2 tRNA genes are annotated in these 251 nt (G+C 45.4%); both read left to right on the top strand.

The features are described from left to right. Positions 1-21 precede the first annotated feature (21 nt). Positions 22-96: transfer RNA gene (locus FC43_RS07330), tRNA-Ile, on the top strand. A 4-nt stretch (positions 97-100) separates the two neighbouring features. Then, positions 101-173 (top strand) — tRNA-Ala (locus FC43_RS07325). The last annotated feature ends 78 nt before the right edge of the window (positions 174-251 follow it).

The following is a 251-nucleotide window of genomic DNA, read 5'->3' as shown; positions in this document are numbered from 1 at the left end:
AACTTAATAGCTCGCTTATTTGGGCCTATAGCTCAGTTGGTTTAGAGCGCACGCCTGATAAGCGTGAGGTCGGTGGTTCGAGTCCACTTAGGCCCATTATGGGGAATTAGCTCAGCTGGGAGAGCACCTGCTTTGCAAGCAGGAGGTCATCGGTTCGATCCCGATATTCTCCATTGCCAAACAAGGTTTGGCGAGGCTTGTACTTTGAAAACTAAATAATATCTTTTCTAAATAATCAAGAAAACCGAGAA

This window comes from Limosilactobacillus ingluviei DSM 15946, from assembly GCF_001435775.1.
Lineage (GTDB): Bacteria > Bacillota > Bacilli > Lactobacillales > Lactobacillaceae > Limosilactobacillus > Limosilactobacillus ingluviei.
Note: the sequence above shows the minus strand (reverse complement) of the source record. Positions and strands in the feature narration are given on the sequence as shown.